12 protein-coding genes and 1 pseudogene are annotated in these 18,469 nt (G+C 36.4%); 10 read left to right on the forward strand and 3 right to left on the reverse strand.

Going from position 1 to position 18,469, the window contains the following annotated elements; genetic code table 11:
• Positions 1 to 65: 65 nt before the first annotated feature.
• A complete protein-coding gene (locus tag PB01_RS21855; RefSeq protein ID WP_192797466.1) occupies positions 66 to 254 on the reverse strand; it encodes a magnesium chelatase domain-containing protein in 189 nt (62 codons plus the stop codon).
• 566 nt (positions 255 to 820) lie between these two features.
• Here PB01_RS21855 and PB01_RS03960 point away from each other — a divergent pair.
• The 4 genes from PB01_RS03960 (at position 821) to PB01_RS03975 (ending at position 11,399) form a co-directional block, all read left to right on the forward strand.
• Positions 821 to 2,107 (forward strand): IS91 family transposase, encoded by a 1,287-nt coding sequence (locus tag PB01_RS03960; protein WP_151698987.1) that lies wholly within the window; start codon positions 821 to 823, stop codon positions 2,105 to 2,107.
• A gap of 930 nt (positions 2,108 to 3,037) precedes the next feature.
• Positions 3,038 to 6,046 (forward strand): hybrid sensor histidine kinase/response regulator, encoded by a 3,009-nt coding sequence (locus tag PB01_RS03965; protein ID WP_151698988.1) that lies wholly within the window; start codon positions 3,038 to 3,040, stop codon positions 6,044 to 6,046.
• On the forward strand, positions 6,047 to 7,138 hold the full coding sequence (locus PB01_RS03970; protein WP_151698989.1) for a response regulator: 1,092 nt from the start codon (positions 6,047 to 6,049) through the stop codon (positions 7,136 to 7,138).
• Between the two features lie 235 nt (positions 7,139 to 7,373).
• A complete protein-coding gene (locus PB01_RS03975) occupies positions 7,374 to 11,399 on the forward strand; it encodes a hypothetical protein (RefSeq protein ID WP_151698990.1) in 4,026 nt (1,341 codons plus the stop codon).
• A 107-nt stretch (positions 11,400 to 11,506) separates the two neighbouring features.
• On the opposite strand, the pseudogene PB01_RS03980 reads toward PB01_RS03975, so the two are convergent.
• Together PB01_RS03980 and PB01_RS03985 are read right to left on the reverse strand one after the other, a co-directional pair.
• Positions 11,507 to 12,364: pseudogene (locus tag PB01_RS03980) on the reverse strand (IS3 family transposase); the annotation flags it as partial.
• A complete protein-coding gene (locus tag PB01_RS03985; protein WP_192797467.1) occupies positions 12,364 to 12,708 on the reverse strand; it encodes a transposase in 345 nt (114 codons plus the stop codon). The gene PB01_RS03985 and the pseudogene PB01_RS03980, both read right to left, overlap by 1 nt.
• A 661-nt stretch (positions 12,709 to 13,369) precedes the next feature.
• On the opposite strand from PB01_RS03985, the gene PB01_RS03990 reads away from it, so the two are divergent.
• From PB01_RS03990 to PB01_RS04015, 6 genes are all read left to right on the forward strand, one after another.
• Complete coding sequence (locus PB01_RS03990; RefSeq protein WP_151698993.1) at positions 13,370 to 14,374, forward strand: LacI family DNA-binding transcriptional regulator; 1,005 nt, start codon at positions 13,370 to 13,372, stop codon at positions 14,372 to 14,374.
• An 11-nt stretch (positions 14,375 to 14,385) separates the two neighbouring features.
• A complete protein-coding gene (locus tag PB01_RS03995) occupies positions 14,386 to 15,342 on the forward strand; it encodes a nucleoside hydrolase (RefSeq protein WP_151698994.1) in 957 nt (318 codons plus the stop codon).
• Between the two features lie 26 nt (positions 15,343 to 15,368).
• The gene (locus tag PB01_RS04000) at positions 15,369 to 15,971 is read left to right on the forward strand and encodes an ECF transporter S component (protein ID WP_151698995.1); all 603 of its coding nucleotides are present in this window, start codon (positions 15,369 to 15,371) and stop codon (positions 15,969 to 15,971) included.
• Between the two features lie 76 nt (positions 15,972 to 16,047).
• A complete protein-coding gene (locus PB01_RS04005) occupies positions 16,048 to 16,791 on the forward strand; it encodes an energy-coupling factor transporter transmembrane component T family protein (protein WP_225986157.1) in 744 nt (247 codons plus the stop codon).
• Positions 16,788 to 17,648: an energy-coupling factor ABC transporter ATP-binding protein gene (locus tag PB01_RS04010; protein WP_225986158.1), complete on the forward strand. Its 861-nt coding sequence runs from the start codon at positions 16,788 to 16,790 to the stop codon at positions 17,646 to 17,648. The genes PB01_RS04005 and PB01_RS04010 overlap by 4 nt, the downstream gene beginning before the upstream one ends.
• Positions 17,641 to 18,453 carry an energy-coupling factor ABC transporter ATP-binding protein gene (locus PB01_RS04015; protein WP_151698996.1) on the forward strand — a complete coding sequence of 271 codons (813 nt, stop codon included), beginning with the start codon at positions 17,641 to 17,643 and terminating at the stop codon, positions 18,451 to 18,453. Before PB01_RS04010 ends, PB01_RS04015 begins: the two co-directional genes overlap by 8 nt.
• Positions 18,454 to 18,469: the final 16 nt, after the last annotated feature.

The raw sequence follows: 18,469 nt of genomic DNA on the forward strand, positions 1-18,469 counted from the left end.
TATCAATATATACCAATTTTACCATTAAACTCATTCGTAAGATAGAATTTAAATAATATGAGATGTTAATTAGGTTGTGAGGGTGGGGAAGCGTCAGCTGGAGAAAGATGAATCGTAATCTTTTTCATAGTAATATCAATTCCAAGCGTATGTTGGTAACTCAAAATACATTCTTTCGATTTCTTTATAGGAACAACGGGTAAACCAACAATAGTAAATGACTCTTTTTCATACTGAACATTCGCTTCCACCACAACGCTATAAATCTAAGAAGCAGTCGAAGTGAAAACTTTTGCTGTTACATAACGTTGATGCTAATTTAGTAAATCAAATACATCATCGTTATTGTTTTTCCTTTTCCTATAAAAAGTCTAACTGATTCAGTGTGAATATGATTAGAGCCGCGGAACCTGAAAAAAATAGATAGTAACCATTGGTAAATAAGCGCAGAGCGGACGAAATTGACTCTTCGTCCGATTTTAAAAGAGTAAAATAGGATTTGTTCTCTCATTATCCAAACCTAATGCATTATGTCTTTACATATTTCAAGAAGGTGACGGACAAATATCCGCCACAAGATTACCGAAAAAAGTGGATTGAGAAGTGACGCAGTCACTTCTCAATCCACAAAAACTCCCCCGTTAATAGTGTAGCCAAAATTCTTTTTACGACGAGTAACCGCAGGAGCAAATGTTTAGTCCAAACCACTCTAGAAATAGAGTAGACAAAATGCACTTAAAGGATGCATGCGTTTTTCTTACAAGATAAGAAAGTATATGAAAATGTACCATGAACACTGGGTTCATGGTACATTTGTTATATGGAAAAGAATATATTAAAACGAATATTTTTTGATGAGCATAATCATTGGAATCAATTTTTATTGAAACATGAAAACAAGGTAAGACCTATAGTTGTAAAAGAAGTTGAAAAGTTCAAGGGATGCGGAAAGGTAGTTAATGGGTTCAAACTCTTTGTATGTGAAGGGTGTCATGATTTAAAAAAAGTTGCCTATCGATGCAAAGGACGTTTCTGTACAACCTGTTCAGTGGGAGAAAGTGAAGAATGGAGCCGTCTAATATCCCATGATATGTTTCAAGTCAACCACCGACATGTGATTTTTACGGTAGATGAAGGATTGCGTGAAGTCTTCTTACTACACAGACGTCTTTTAAAACCAATGATGGATGAAGCTGCAAAACTTCTTAGAGATTACTTTTATAAAAAAACAAAGGTGATTCCTGGTATAATCTCAGGTCTCCACACATTCGGATCAAGAGTTAATTTTAACCCACATGTCCATATGTTAGTGACTATGGGAGGTATTAATGCACAAGGTGAATACGTAAAATATGATTTCTTACCTTTTGGGATGCTTCGGAAGCAATGGCAGACGGTTGTCTTAAAGCTAATCAGAAAGAATTTAAATCCTAGAGAGAAAAAGCAAGTGCAATCACGACTTCAAGCAGCCTACCAAAATAATGGGAAAGGTTTCTATATACATGCACCAAAACAAAAGGGAAAGATAGAAGAACAACTAAGATACATTGGGCGTTATATGCGTCGACCTGCAATAGGGTTGAATCGGATCGAAGCATATGATGGTCAAAGCGTAACTTTTACTTACAAAGATAAGACCAATGGTCAGCAAAAGAAAGAAACAATTTCTGTGGAGGAGTTTATTTCCCGATTAATTCGTCATATCCCCGATGAACAATTCAAAACTATACGTCATTATGGTATGTACTCACGTAAAACCAAAGGTGATACTAGAAAATTACTGACGGAATGGCAGAAGGAAGTAAAGAAGTGGATCGTTAGAATAGGTTCTAAACTAAAAAGACGTAATTGGAGAGAGAAATTTCTGGCTGCCAAACAGCCGGATCCTTTGAGGTGCCCAAAATGTGACAACTGCTACATCTATAAGGGAGAAGTCTGTCTTCAGGAGGGGGTACTAACGATACGGGTAGCTTTATGCGACAATACAAGAAACTATTTAGAAAGGGTGATTCGTCATTTCACCAGTCAGCAAACCACGCAAAAAGAAAAACAAAAGCAAACCAACTATTATCAAGGCACCAGTAATATACGAATGTCTACTGTGTGATGCGGAAGAGAAAATTCCTTATCAAGTGGTAAGAGACTTCGATCGAATGGACGATGGAGATCCAACTGTTCCACCCATGTTTGAATGTGAGCAGTGTGGAGCGCAAATGTATCCGAGGGTATACAAAGGAATACATGGAATGGTGTATAAAATATCTGACGTAAAATAAACAAAAAAGGACCGGGCGTCTTTTTGCCCGGTTTTTCTTACTGATTAAGTACATGAAATACCGTGTTCATTGTGTTTTTAGTTGCACAGGATTGTCTAACGCTGATTTGTATCATCTCACATAAAGTTAGCTCTTTACTTAGAGAAATGGTTGCTATCACGATAAAATTGGTTGCTTTCAGTGTAGAATCTGTAGCTTTCACCTTACATTTAGTCGCTCTATGACAATTTTTAACTTTTTAGTTGGGCATTTAAACTAATAATACTAGTAATCCTATGGAACCTGAAAAAATAGATAGTATCCATTGATAAAGAGGCGCTGAGCGGACGAAATTGCATCTTCGTCCGCTTTTAAAAGAATAGGAAAGTATCTAATTTCTCATTAACCAAACCTAATGCACCATGTCTCTACATAATTCAAGAGGGCGACGGACAAACATCCGCCACAAGATTACCGAAAAAAGAGGATCTGGAAGTGACGCAGTCACTTCCAGATCCTTTATAAAATTCTTCGTTAATAGTGTAGCCAAAATTCTTTTTGCGACGAGTAACCGCAGGAGCAAATGTTTCGTCCAAAGCACTCTGGAAATAGTAAAGACAAGATGCACCTAAAGGATGCTTGCGTTTTTCTCACTCCGGACCCATTCCATCCAAAAAAATATTGTGCAAATCACTACTTCCACTTACAATCAATCTATCTAATAAGAAATTTTTTGAAAAAATGAGATTTAGAAATAAATAAACATAAGGGAACAAAACAGCATGAAAAAAAAATATATAAAAATCATTGTCATTATTGGAGTTTTAATCATAAGCGCATTCGCCTTGAATACCATCCTAGGGAATGAAAGACCGATTGTACCAACAGTAGTGAATGGTGTTTTAGATTTACGTAATTACGAGTTTAACGGATCCAAGCCAGTTGCGATGGATGGAGAGTGGGAGTTTGTTCCTAATAAGCTGCTAAACTCTGCGGAATTTAATATGCAACCATCCTATCTTGTTCCAGTGCCATCGCTATGGACGAAATACGACTTAGATGGTAAAAAGGTACCAAAATATACTAGTGGTACATATCGAATAAGAATCTTAGTAAAAGATCCAACAGAAGTATTAGGATTAAAAACAACGAACATCCGTATGTCGAATGCTATTTATTTAGATGGCAAACTGTTAGACAAAAGTGGCATTCCAGCAGAGAATTCTACATACACACCTCACAATATCCCATATGTCTCTTATTTTTCTCCAGGGGCTAAGGAGATTGAATTGATTGTACATGTTGCTAATTTTGATTATGCATCGGGTGGTGGGATTTTAGGTTCGATTTATATTGGCGATCAAAAAAGTATAGGAAAACTTCAAGGAAATTCTCTTGCCTATGATTGGGTAACCATTGCGGCTTTTTCCACCATGTTTATATACTTTTTAGGTTCTTATTTGCATGCAAGGATCGGAGTAGAACAGCTGTTCTTTTCCCTCTTTTGTTTTGCCAATGTCTTAAATGCAGTTTCTCATGGGGAAAAGGTATTTTTGGAGCTGTTCCCATCGACATCCTATGCAATATTTGAAAGATTTCAATCATTATCAAGTATTTGGATAGGATTATTTATACTATGCTTTTTTGCTGCAGCTTTAAAGCCATTTGCAAATAAAGGAATAGTGAACTTTTTATATATGCTAGGTATCTTGCTAACTGGATCAGCCCTGCTACCGGTAAAGATGAACTCAAGTCTTCAAATCTATTATTCTCTCTATATATTTATCATTTTAGTATATATCTTCTATTTACAAATTATTTCAATATCCAAGAAGACTATAGGTGCTTATTACTTAATCTTTAGCACCTGCACCATTTTTATCTATTTCACTGTCGGGACGCTAAATGTTACGACAAATTATGCACTCAATATAATACCTCCTTTATTTCCTTTTATTTGTTTGACGATGCTCTCGCTTTATATTTCGCATCGTTTCATGGACTCCTTCTTAAAAAAAGAAGATTTGTCCAAAGCTCTTCTTCGTGTGGATAAGTTGAAAGATGAGTTTCTAGCGAAAACTTCGCATGAATTTCGCACTCCTTTGCATGGAATTATTGCCATTTCGCAGTCCATGCTAGAGGACAGAAAATCTTCATTGAAGGTAGAGGAAGAAGAAAAAATGGGGTTAATCTTAGGGACTGCTCAGCGTTTGTCTAACTTAGTAAATGATATTTTGGATTTTTCGAAACTGAAAGAAGGAGATTTACGTGTCCATATTGTTCCTGTGGATTTATTTTCCATTACGCATGTAGTAGTGGAAACTTTTACGTACATGATAGACAAAGATGTGAAGGTCGTGAATTATATCGAGCGGGGTCAATTTGTAATGGCAGACGAGGAAAGACTCCGTCAAATTTTATATAATCTTATAGACAATGCGGTCAAGTATACGATTCGAGGTCAAGTGGAAATTAGTTGCTATGAACTGGAAGAAAATATAGTACTAGAAGTTAGTGATACTGGCATTGGAATTGCTCCGGAGAATGTAAAACTTGTATTTGAGCCTTTTCGCCAATATAGTAATTTTTCTGGAGGAACTGGTTTAGGCTTAAGTGTTACAAAAGAGCTTGTTCACATTCAAGGAGGAACCATTTCTGTAGATTCTGTGGTTAATAAAGGAACTACCTTTTCCGTAACGTTGCCTAGAGCAACTCACTTAGACGAGGCAAAGCAACATCCTTTTTCTCTTCCTATTCCTTTTATGATAGAAAATAAGAATCGAAAAAAAGTGATTATTGCAGATGATGATCATGTGAATTTGAAAGTACTCATAGATACGCTTATGACAGAGGATTATTTTATCGTTGCAGTCGATAGTGGAAAGGCAGTTATAGAGCAGATGAGAAAGCATCCCGATGCAGATCTTGTCATTTTAGACATTATGATGCCAGAAGTTTCTGGCTACGAAGTTTGTCAACAATTGAGGAAGTCTTACCTACCCTCTGAGCTCCCTATATTAATGCTAACGGCTGCTGTTCGACCAGAAGATATGATTGCGGCTTTCCAATCAGGAGCGAATGATTTTCTACACAAACCATTCGATACTTCTGAGCTAAAGACTAGAATACGAAATTTATTACTTATGAAGGAATCGTCGGAAAATGCTGTGAAAATGGAAGTTGCTTTTTTACAAGCGCAAATAAAACCTCATTTTATTTACAATGTATTAAATTCGATTCTCTCCCTTAGTTATTTAGATTTAGATAAAGCGCGTACCATGATTACAGATTTTTCAAACTTCATGAGAGGAAGCTTTTCCTTTGAAAATACACATAGTCTTGTACCATTGAAGAAGGAACTAACCCTTATTCAATCTTATGTCAATATTCACCGTACGAGATTTCCTGAGCAATTAAAATGGGAAGTACAGCTGGAAGATTCCCTCCATTGCCTTATTCCTCCTTTACTGCTGCAGCCTATTGTTGAGAATGCGATTCTACATGGTCTAAAAATGAAGGAAGGCCAAGGAACTGTGAGCCTCACTGTTAAAAAGGAAAATAACTTAATTGTTTTTCAAATAATGGACAATGGGATAGGGATGTCTGAGCAGCTACTACAACAGATTTGGAATACAGAAAAGGAAAAAGGTCATGGCGTTGGACTTCAAAATATAGAAAAACGACTAAAATATTATGAAAATGCCTTTATGCATATAAGCAGTGAGGAAAATAAAGGGACTATAGTCGAAATAGTCTTTCCATTATTAATAAGCGAGAAGGAGGGACGTTAAATGTTAAAAGCCATAATGGTCGATGACGAAATTTTAGCAATTGAGTTATTAGAAGCGATGCTAAAAGAAATTGGAGGAATCAAAATTATAGGCAAGTTCTCCAATCCGTTAGAAGGATTGGAAAGTTTGGAAGCACTTCAACCTGATATACTATTTCTGGATATCGAAATGAAAGAGATGAACGGAATAAAACTAGCAGAAAAAATCGAATCATTGGATTTTCAAGCGGATATCGTATTCGTTACAGCCTATGATGAATATGCACTTGAAGCATTTAATGTCCAAGCTGTGGACTACATTCTAAAGCCAATTGAAAAAAGTCGCTTAGAAAAAACCGTGCGTAGAATTGGTCAGCGTAGAAAACAGCCAAATCTACCTCCTAATAAGTCGCCATTACTTCATGCTAGTTTTCTTGGGGGTTTCCGTGTAGACCATCAACAAGAAGCGATTAAGTGGAGAACCAAAAAGGTAAAAGAGTTCTGTGCCTATCTCATTCATCAAGATAAACCTGTACACCGGGAAAAGATTATGGAAGAACTATGGCCGGATCGAACAATAGATAAAGCATCTGCAATGTTGCACACGAGTGTATACCACTTACGGAAAGAATTGAAAAATCACGGATTCCACGATTCGATTAAATATGTAGATGAGCGTTATTCTTTGTCCATTGCGTTTAATAGTGATGTACAGAATCTCCAAAAGGTGTTAAATCAAACACATGTTAAACCCGAAGATGTAAAGCAGCTGATAGATTTATATAAGAATCATTATTTAGCCGAAGAATATTATGATTGGGCTTTGGAAGAACGAGAACAGTTGCAGAAAAGGGTAGAACAGTTTTTAGAGAAGTTTATCGCTTTTAATCAGATGGATGAAAAAACAGACAGCGTATTAAAAGAAGCCATAGACAAGCTGATAGAGATGGATCCTTGGGAAGAAAGATACACAACGCATTTGGTTCAGTATTATATACAACAGGGAAACCCGCGAACAGCCATGCAAGTCTACCATAACTATAAAGCGATTCTTTGGAACCAGTTAGGAGTAAAGCCACAGAAAAAACTAGAAGATTTGATGAAAAGTATATAAAAATGACTAAATCCACCCAATTCATCATGAAAAGGTGGATTTTTTTGTCGTTTTTTGTCATGAATGTTCAGAAATTGTCTAGACTAAAGTGCTAAGATTACTCAAGGAATCTAATGATTAAATACTAGGAGGATAATTAATAATAACCAAAGTATGAAAATGGTTATATAGTTTTAACAAATAAGGATATTGTATTTGAAAATACTAAAAACCCAAAATAGGAAGGATATCTAAAATGAAAAAAAGAATAGTCAAGCAAAGCGTTGCTGCTGCCCTCCTCACATCATCTATCTTCTCTTTTTCTCCAATTACTTATGGTAAAGAGAATACCATTCAACAATCGATAGATGCTGTGAAATTAGAGATGAAAAAAGCACCTCTCCATTATGTAGACCCAGCATTTAAGAGCGTAATAGAACCAAGTAAAGACCTATACCCAGTATTAAACAATGTGAAAAAGCATTATAACGAAGTAAAACAACTAATATATTCATCTAATCTTTCTTCAAAAGAAAAGAAAGATAAGATAAAAGAATTAGATTCACTATATGATGAAAAAATCACCAAAGCAGTTATCCCTTATATTGACGCATACAATTACGCGGTAAAATATTTGGACCCAATTTTAAAAGAAATGCTAGCTGCCCATGCATTAGGAGACTTAGACAGTGTAGAGCAGGCGTACCATAAGTTATCGTATCAACTAGACTCCCGCACATCGATTTTGTATCGCTTCACAGGAAAAGCAGCTCGTGAACTATTATTAGAGAAATATAAAAAGCCGTCTGATGACAAAAGAAACGAATTGCGAATTCCTGTAACTATTTATATGAAAAACAATGAGGTCTTAAGGTTGTGGAATGAAGGGAAAAAAGAAGAAGCAAGAAAAGTGATGGATGAGGTTCTGACCCTTGTTTCGAAATCTTCCAACAACGCAGAAACAAATTATTCCAATCTCTTGTCAAAAGAAGTGAAGGAAGCAGAAGCACTCTTCGCTTCTAATTCGACATCGCAGCCACAAGTTCCGAGCAATCCATCGGTGGGTGGAGGAGATAACGAAACACCTTCTGAAAGCTCAGCAGAAAGAAACTTGCGCTTAGCAAAAAGTAACGCTATTGGAGAGTTAACGAGTTATAAAAACGAAGCAGATTATAGCCCGGAAAATTGGTTAATCATTCAATCAGTGAAAACAACAGGAACAAATGCGATTACCCTAGCGACAACTACCTCTGAGGTTGCACAAGCATTAGCGACTGCAAAAGCAGATATTGATGACGTAAAAACAATTGCACAAGAGGAAACAGAGCAACAAAATGCACTAGCTTCTGCGAAAACCTTGGCAATCAATGAGTTAACGAGTTATAAAAACGAAGCAGATTATAGCCCGGAAAGTTGGTTAATCATTCAATCAGTGAAAACTACTGGTACGACCGCGATTTCTACATCGCTAAGTCCTACAGAGGTTGCCCAAACATTAGCAAATGCAAAGGTGGATATAGATGCAGTAAAAACGATTGCTCAAGAGGAAGACGAGCAACAAAACGCACTAACAACTGCGAAAACCTTGGCAATCAATGAGTTAACGAGTTATAAAAACGAAGCAGACTATAGCCCGGAAAATTGGTTAATAATACAAGTTGAAAAAACAACTGGAACGAACGCTATTTCCGCGGCGACAACTACTGCTGAGGTGTCCGAAGCATTAGCCAATGCAAAAACGGCTATCGATGAAGTAAAAACAATAGCGCAAATGGAAGAAGAGCAACAAAACGCATTAGTTGCAGCGAAAAGTTTGGCAATTAATGAGCTGATGCTTTATAAAAATGCAGCGGATTACAGCCAAGCAAATTGGTCAATCATTCAAACAGCAATAACAACTGGAACGAGCGCGATTAATACAGCGGCAACAACTACTGAAGTTACCTCAGAATTAGCCAATGCCAAAATAGCTATCGATGCAGTAAAAACTATTGCGCAAGAACAAGAAGAGCAACAAAACATACTAGCTGCTGCGAAAACCATAGCAATCAATGAACTAATGATTTATAAAAACGAAGCAGACTACAGCTCGGAAAACTGGTCAATCATTCAAACAGCAATAACAACAGGAACGAACGCGATTAATACAGCGACAACAACTACTGAAGTGTCCCAAGCATTAACTAATGCCAAAATAGCTATCGATGCAGTAAAAACAATTGTGCAAGAGGAAGAAGATCGACAAAATGAACTAACTGCAGCGAAAAGTTTAGCAATTAATAAGCTGATGATTTATAAAAATGCAGCAGATTACAGCCAAGCAAATTGGTCAATCATTCAAACAGCAATATCAACAGGAACGAGCGCGATTAATACAGCGGCAACAACTACTGAAGTTACCTCAGAATTAGCCAATGCCAAAATAGCTATCGATGCAGTAAAAACAATCGCCCAAGAACAAGAAGAGCAACAAAACGCACTAGCTGCAGCGAAGAGTTTAGCAATTAATGAGCTGATGATTTATAAAAACGCAGCAGATTACAGCCAAGCAAATTGGTCAATCATTCAAACAGCAATAACAACAGGAACGAATGCGATTAATACAGCGAGAACTACTACTGAAGTTGCACAGGCATTAGCGACTGCAAAAGCGGCTATCGATGTAGTAAAAACAATTGCGCAAATGGAAGAAGAGCAACAAAGCGCATTAGTTGCAGTGAAAAGTTTGGCAATTAATGAGCTGATGCTTTATAAAAATGCAGCGGATTACAGCCAAGCAAATTGGTCAATCATTCAAACAGCAATAACAACTGGAACGAGCGCGATTAATACAGCGGCAACAACTACTGAAGTTACCTCAGAATTAGCCAATGCCAAAATAGCTATCGATGCAGTAAAAACTATTGCACAAGAACAAGAAGAGCAACAAAACACACTAGCTGCTACCAAAACTTCGGCAATCGATGAATTGATGAATTATAAAAACATTACAGACTATAGCCCGGAAAATTGGTTGATCATTCAATCAGTGAAAAGTACCGGTACAAACGCGATTTCTACATCGTTAAGTCCTACTGAGGTTGCCCAAGCATTAACAAATGCAAAAGCGGATATCGATGCAGTAAAAACTATTGCACAAGAACAAGAAGAGCAACAAAACACACTAGCTGCTGCCAAAACTTCGGCAATCGATGAATTGATGAATTATAAAAACATAGCAGACTATAGCCCGGAAAATTGGTTGATCATTCAATCAGTGAAAACTACCAGTACAAATGCGATTTCTACATCGTTAAGTCCTACTGAGGTTGCCCAAGCATTAGCAAATGCAAAAGCGGATATAGATGCAGTAAAAACGATTGCTCAAGAGGAAATAGAGCAACAAAATGCACTAGTTGCTGCAAGAAACTTGGCAATCAATGAGTTAACGAGTTATAAAAACGTAGCAGATTACAGCCTAGAAAATTGGAGAATCATTCAATCATTGAAAACAACGGGAACAAATGCGATTACCATAGCGACAACTACTACTGAGGTTGCCCAAGCATTAGCAAATGCAAAAGTAGATATAGATGCAGTAAAAACGATTGCACAAGAACTACCAATTGCTTTTCTTGTAAATCAAACTGTAGCTCCCGGAGGAAGCGTTTCTATTAGTAGTAGTAAGGCAGGAGTTGGCTATTTAGTAAAAGCATCTCTTGATTCGACAGAAGTAGATAGTATAGAAAAGTTAGAAGCACTAGTAACTAGAAATATAGCGATTAAAGCTTCCATTACCATTGCAAATACAAATACTACAATAAATGCACCTGCTATTTATGGAGAATATAACTTAATTGTTGTGGATAATTTCGGAAACCTATCTTCAAGAAATTTGAATAATATTGTAACAGTAGGAACCTTTATTCTTTCTGATAATAATGGAAGTCGCTATCCATATCAATTCAAGACAAATCAACAATCTAGTAGCATTACACCTATGGTGAAGGCAACGGAAAAAATAACAAACGCAACTTTAACGTTTAAATTTATTGGGGTACAAGTTCCTAAAGCAACTGATCTTTATAATGAAAACAATACACCTAGTGGATGGACTCAAATCGGTTCAGGAAGAATTAGTGGTAATATTGTTACATTTAAAAATGTTAGTTTAGATGTTGGTAAGTGGTTAATGATTGATATTAAGAATTTCATCGCGCCAAACTTACCAGGAATATATATTATAGAAGTACAAGTCAATTCCAATTCTATACAAAAGATGAAGATTAACGTTACAGATTAGTTCAAGAATTTTTTTTCATAAATGGGTTGACTTACACCTAAATATTCTCGGTAGTGAACGGTCCCTGTAGTCTAGCCCCTATTTTATGGACAGTGTAGAATTGTGCATTAGCTAGCTGAATGTTTTAACTTTAAATAAGCTGCTGGACTTAAATAACCCAGTCTTTTTTGACCACGGTTTTCGTTAAAATATGCAATGTATAAGAGTAAATCTTTCTTTACCTGTTTGGCATTGTCTGTGGCATACAAGTGCGGGAATTCTGTCTTTAAATGCGAAAAAAAGCTCTCAATTACAGCGTTATCCCAGCAGTTTGCCTTCCGAGACATACTTGGTGAAAATTGGAGTTTCTTGGCAAGATTTTTATACTTAAAAGACTTATAGACACTTCCTTGATCAGAGTGAATGATGACGTTTGTTAAGTCGGGCAACTTTCTCGTTTTCATTGCTTGTTTAACAGTAGTTTCTACCAGGTTTGCAGTTGGACTATCGCTCATTTCAAATGCAATAATCTCTCGATTACAAAGATCCATGATTGCAGAAACGTAAAATTTTTCTTCTTCCACAGTAATCTCAGATAGATCGGTAACCCATTTACGATTGGGCAGCGAAGCATCAAAATCGCGATTAAGAAGGTTTGGATATACCCATTCAGATTGTGCATCTTTCTTAGACTGGAAGTATTTCTTAACACGAATTTTAGATTTGATATTCATCTCATTCATTAAACGTGATACTCGTTTGTGATTAATTATATGATTATGATTCTCTTTCAGTTCACCGGCAATTCGTTTCACACCAATGGTGCCGCCAGTAAAATCATATAAGCTTTGAATGACCTTACTATCAATTTGATCTCGCTCAGAAAGAGATTTTTGAGGCTGCACAATATAGTTGTAATATCCACTGGTTGATACTCTTAGTGCTTTACAAAGTATAGTTACTGGATAATCCTTTCTCAAGGCCGTTACGGCTTCGAAGCACTTCTTTTTTCGTTCTCCTTGAGAAAGGCCTGGAACTTTTTTAAGATCTCATTTTGTATCAATTGCTCCTTATACTTCTTTTCAATATCTCTTAATCGGTTTAGTTCTTCTGTATGTTCAATCAAATCTGATTTCTCATAGTGTGAGTGAAGTGCATCTTCTCCATGTTCTCTGTATAGTTTCAACCACCCTGTCAATGAATTAATATGAATTTCCATTTCGTCCGCGACATCTTGCCTGTTACGTTTTTTCAGACGTACTTCATTCACTGCAAATAACTTTTGTTCATATGTGAGTTGACGTTTTTTTGTTTTCTTTCGAATGTTCATGATTATGCCCCTCTCAAATCGTTGTATTTGCACAATTATAACACTCCATGTGTCCATTATAAGGGGGTCGACCACTGTGTCAAAAACAATTCTACACTATTCTGACATTTCACTACAATTCAAATCTTTCCAATCACAAATACTTCCTACACTTAAAAATATAGTGTAGGAGGTATTTGTTTTTATGAGAGATTAAGCAAGCATATATAAATTCTGCTACTAGAAATCAAGTAATCGTTATTTTTTTTTTTTTTTTTTTTTTTTTTTTTTTTTGTAAAAATTTTACTATTTGAAAGTCATTTATTGAGGCCACCATAATCTATAGCGTCATTCCACATGCTACTTTTTTAGTTCCTTCCAATTATTCTCAGGTCTAGCTCAATTGGAATCTCTTTTGGTTGAATTAGTTTCGAAGTGCCATAAAGTGTTAATAAATGCACCTGGTTATGCAGCACTTGAATTCTAAAAAGAGTTTTGTATTTAGCCTTGGCACACGTAACAGAATCAAATTCATCCGATCAATTTAATTTTCCACATAAAAGGTTTGACCGAAAATTCAAAATTGTATTGACAAATGTAACCGTTTACATTAATCTATAAAATAATTAGAGGGAACGTTTTCGTAAAACGTTTTCCTAACCATAGGGACAGGTGATCATACATGGGGAAAATAACGATTAAGGATATCGCGCGGGAGGCAGGTGTTTCAATTACCACCGTTTCAAGGGTATTAAATAATAAAGCGGAAGGTATGTCAAAAAAAACTCGTAAAACAGTTTTGCAGGTAATGGGAGAGTTAAATTACCAACCAAATAAGTTCGCACGTGGTCTAGTGACAAAACGATCCAATATGCTAGGGTTAATCGTCCCAAATATCTCCAACCCTTTTTTTCCAGAACTTTGTAGAGGTGCTGAAGACGAGGCAAATGAAAGAAACTATAGCCTCATCATTTGTAATTCAGATGATCAATCCCAAAAAGAAGAAAATTATTTGCGGTTGTTGCAAGAACAACAAGTTGATGGAATTTTACTTTCAAGTAAGAATCGGTTGTCTCAGACTAGCAAAGATCAACTAGAGAGCGGAAAAATTCCATACGTATTGTTTGACCGCGGTGAAGAAGCAAGTAATCACTCCGGAGTTTTTTTAGACAATGAAAAGGGCGGGTATATGGCAGGAAAGCATTTGGTTGACTTAGGTCACACTAAAATTGCATGTATGACAGGGCCGTTAGAGATTCTGAACGCACAACAACGACTTGCTGGATTTCAACGCGCCTTCACAGAAGCTTCTATAGAACTCCCTAAATCATCGATCTTAGTTGGTGACTTTCAAATGGAAGTAGCTTATCTAATAGCAAAGAAATTTCTACAGGATAACTGCGTGACTGCAATATTTGCAAGCAACGACTTAATGGCGTGTGGTATTTATCGTGCTGCTCATGAACTAGGAATTCAAATTCCGGAACAGCTGTCTATCGTTGGTTTTGACGATATTCCTTTAGTAACTGCTTTAATCCCAAAACTAACTACTGTTAGACAAGGTACATATGAAATGGGAAGAAAAGCAATCGAACTCCTCCTAAATGAACTTGAAAACAATTCATCTGAAGGAGTAGTTTTTGACCCTACTTTAATCGTTAGAGAAAGTACGAAAAAAATAAAATGAGGTGTAATGAAATGACTATTCCCGTAATTATTGATTGTGATCCTGGTATTGATGACGTAATGGCATTAACGCTTGCATTTGCACATCCAGAATTAGATATTAAGTTAATCACAACGGAACCAGGAAACCAAACGCAAGAAAAAACAATTTACAATGCACTTGCTTTTACTAGTTATATGAAAAAAGACATAGAGATTGCTAGAGGACTAGACAACCCATTTTTCCGTAAATTAGAAATTGCAGATGAAGTACATGGTGAGAATGGACTTGGGGATGTGCAGTTCCCAAAACCAACTATTAAATTAAGTGAACGAACGGCAATTCAAGCGATGAAAGAAACGTTAATCTCTAGTGAAGAACAAATAGTTCTTATTGCGACAGGTCCACTAACAAATATTGGTGCATTATTATTAGCACATCCAGAAGTAAAATCGAAAATTAAATACATTTCCTATATGGGCGGAGCAGCTGTTGGTGGGAATATGACACCAACGTCCGAGTTTAATGTGTATGTTGACCCTCATGCTGCGGAAATTGTTTTTCAATCAGGAATTCCAATTGTGATGAGTGGACTCGATGTCACTCATAAAGCTTACGTCACATTAGAAGAATTAAATCAAATTGAGGCAATAGATTCTGACTTTGCACTCAAAGTCGTTAATATGCTTCGTTTTTACATCCATGCTGCAAAACAAACTGCTTTTCATAGCCCTGACTTTGAAAGCCGTATTCGTTTACATGATTTATGTGCAGTATCTTATGTACTAACACCTGAACTATTTGACGGAGATGATTGCTATGTAGCAGTTGAATTGGAGGGGAAATTGACTGCTGGGACAACCGTAGTTGATTATGCACAACAATCTGGGCTTCCGCATAATGTGAAAGTATTACACACAGTAGACAGAGAGAAATTCGTCGAACAATTTATAAATGCGGTTAAGATAATGAGCAGGCAAATCGGTTAAAAAATAGGAACAAAGGGGAGAGAAACATGAAACGTAGTTTTAAAGATGATTTTAATATGATGGCAATGTTACTAATTCCTATCGCAGTAGCTGTTAACTTAGTAGGTTTCCAATTAGCAAATGTACTACGCTTACCGATTTTTTTAGATACAATTGGAACAATTTTAGTAGGTGTAATAGCGGGTCCATGGGTTGCTCTATTAGCTGGACTTATTACAAATTTAATTAATGCTATCTTCAATCCTGTTTATTTACCTTATGCACTAACTTCTATGGCGATTGGTGTTGGAGCTGGTTATCTTTCCAAACATGGATTTTTCAAAAACATTCCTAAAACAATTGTTTCTGGTATCGTAATTACTCTTATCGCAGTTATTGTATCTGCTCCGATTACAGTGCTAGTATTCGGTGGCGCTACAGGAAATACATCATCCTTAATTACTGCTACTTTCTTAGCTTCAGGTCAAGAATTATGGACAGCAGTATTTTCTTCAAGCTTCATTACAGAGGTTGCAGATAAAGTTGTTTCTGTATTAATCGTATACTTTATCGTTAAAGGTATGTCAGATCGATACTTATCTAAGTTAAACTATGGACATTTATATATGAAACGAAAAAACAAGAAGTAATTTCTTCTCTTCTCGTTCCTTTTGAGTATTTCAAGTGGAGGAGAAGAGATTATTCTTTAAAGGGGGCGTATTTCATTTGAAACATAATTTTTTGCTCAGACTTCACCCAATGACAAAATTCTATTTCTCTCTTTTTATTTTAGGAATAGTACTCATTCTCCCGGGATATGCAGTTGCATTTTCGATCTTTCCTTTTTTAATACTAATAGCTCTACTCGCAGGTGTCTCCAAAGAGTTTCTAAGTATTGTATTAAAAGCACTATTAAGTGTGTTAATCATTGTTTTTATCATGCAGATGTTTTTTTACCCTGGGGAAAATATACTTTGGGAATGGGGATTTCTCCAAATTAAACAAGAAGGATTGAATTATGGTCTATTGTTAACTTCTCGCATTCTTGCAATAGGGTCTGCTTTTATCTTATTCTTCCGAATGACAGAAGTACGTGACTTTGTTAAATCATTAGAAGATAAAGGTCTTCCGCCAATGGGTGCTTATGTAGTTTTATCGACGCTTCAAATTATTCCTGAAATGCGTCGTCAAGCAAATACCATTATGGAAGCGCAAAAAACTCGTGGGGTAGAAACGGAAGGATCATTACTAGTTCGTGCAAAAGCGTTTATACCAACCTTAACGCCTCTCATCCTCTCCTCTATTGCTGGGACAGAAGAACGAGCAATTACGCTTGAGTCTAGGGCTTTTTCGGCACCAGTAAAAAAGACGAGTTTGCATCAATTAACTAAAAGTGGCGCTGACCAAGTTCTACCGATTGTCTATGTAATTATTTTTGTAGCTCTACTTATATGGAGGTTCTTCCTATGACAACAATGATTGACTTAAAAAATGTATCTTATCGATATCCAGTAAGCGATGATTTCACATTAAAGAATATTTCATTTTCCATCGAAAAAGGAAAGTTTACTGCCATAATAGGAAATAATGGATCTGGAAAAACGACATTATGCAACACAATTCGTGGGTTTGTTCCGCATTTTTATAAAGGGGATTTAGAAGGGAACGTACTAGTAGATCAAGTTAATATCACGGATTATCAACTTGGGCAACTTGGAGAAAAAGTAGGGTATGTATTCCAAAATCCATTTATTCAAGTGTCAGGCGTTAAAGATAATGTTTTCGAGGAAGTAGCTTATGGTTTGGAAAACTTAGGTGTTCCAGTGGAAGAAATTAAAGCGCGTGTTGAAGAAGTATTAAAGCTTGTTAAGATTGAACATTTACGTGATAAAAACCCATTCGGATTATCTGGTGGACAAAGACAGCGCGTAGCACTTGCATCCATTATTGTAATGGATCCAGAAATTTTGGTCATAGATGAGCCGACATCTCAGCTTGACCCAATTGGAACAGAACAAATATTTGATATTATCCGTTTAATGAAAGAACGTGGAAAAACGATTGTTTTGGTTGAGCATAAAATGGATTTGATAGCGGAATATGCAGATGATCTACTTGTTATGCATGAAGGAGAGTTAGTAATGCAAGGTTCCGTACGTGAAGTATTTGCGAATCCTGAATTCGAAAAATATGAAATTCAATATCCTCATGTAACTGAAGTTGCACTTCAATTACAGAAATCCGGCATGCCACTCTCTTTTCTTCCAATCCGTGATAAGGAACTAACACAAGCACTAAACAAGATTGGAGTGAGTGTACATGACTGAACTTCACTTGAATAATGTAAGCTTTTCATATCCAGACGGAACAAAAGCATTGGAAAATCTAACTCTTTCTATTTCTACAGGAGAGCGTGTTGCGATTGTAGGACAAAATGGTGCTGGGAAAACGACTGCGGTTAAATTAATGAACGGATTATTGAAACCTACAACAGGTACAGTTTCAGTCGGTGATTGGGATACAAAAGATCACACGACAGCACAAGTTTCAAGAAAGGTAGGCTATGTATTCCAAAATCCAGACGATCAAATATTCCATAATGATGTGGAATCCGAAGTACGTTTCGGTCCAAAAAATATGGGATTTGATCCAGACCGAGTAGACGAACTAACTAATTGGGCTATGCAACTATGTGGGATATCCGAATTTGCTGAAGAAAACCCATATAATTTACCGTATTCTGTTAGAAAGTTTGTGACAATCGCATCCGTATTAGCAATGGATTCAGCTATTATTATTTTAGACGAACCTACTGCTGGACAAGATAAAATAGGATTACAAGTTTTAGGGAATTTACTGCAAGTGTTAGAGGAAAAGCAAAAGTCAGTTATTACCATTACACATGATATGGAATTTGTAACGGATTATTTTACACGAATTGTAGTAATGGCGAACCGACAACTAGTAGCAGATGATAACGCGCAACATATTTTTTATAATACAGAAGTTTTGGAAAAGAGTATGTTAAAACCGCCCGCTGTTGCTCAGATGGCAAAATTACTTGGTTTCCCTCCAGGAATTTTATTGAAAAGTCAATTAATCCAAGCGATTAAAACAAACAGTGTGAAATGAAAGGAGGCGGAACTAG

Source organism: Psychrobacillus glaciei (assembly GCF_008973485.1).
Classification (GTDB): domain Bacteria; phylum Bacillota; class Bacilli; order Bacillales_A; family Planococcaceae; genus Psychrobacillus; species Psychrobacillus glaciei.